Source organism: Oceanobacter antarcticus (genome assembly GCF_044962685.1).
Lineage (GTDB): Bacteria > Pseudomonadota > Gammaproteobacteria > Pseudomonadales > Oceanobacteraceae > Oceanobacter > Oceanobacter antarcticus.
In genome coordinates, this window is sequence record NZ_JBBKTX010000073.1 from 1 (window position 1) to 490 (window position 490).

The following is a 490-nucleotide window of genomic DNA, read 5'->3' on the forward strand; positions in this document are numbered from 1 at the left end:
GATGCGGCGGGGAACGGAACAAGCTTCATGATTTTATGCTCGCTGTTTCGATCTTTAAGAGTGACGTCATCTCGTTTGATCTGACAGCCTCGAAAAGAAAACGAATCAAAGGTGTTGACATGCTGAATTATCAGCGTAATATTCGCCACCTCTATTCAGGAAGTGATCAGAAAGATGTGTTCACTTCCGGTTGTAAGTAGTTGTTTTTAAAGAAGTTTATTGAAAATAACGATTGACAACAGAATCTGGCGCTGTAGAATGCGCCACACGATTTAGACCTCTGGTCTGGATGGTGAAAGCGGTTTGTTTTGAAGTTGAGTCCTCTGGATCACTTTAAAGCGAAATAAAAAAACCGCTTGACAATGGGAATTGATGCTGTAATATGCACAGCCCGCTTCGACGAAACAGTCGAACAGCTCTTTAAAAAATTAAGCATTAAGTAATTCGTGTGGGTGCTTACTGAGATGATCTGAAGTCAAGATTATCAAGA

General features: G+C 40.8%; 1 protein-coding gene. It reads left to right on the forward strand.

Annotated features, from left to right (window positions below; translation table 11 throughout):
* A partial coding sequence (locus WG929_RS20965; protein WP_416207621.1) for a hypothetical protein occupies positions 1 to 200 on the forward strand: 200 nt, incomplete at its 5' end.
* Positions 201 to 490 lie beyond the last annotated feature (290 nt).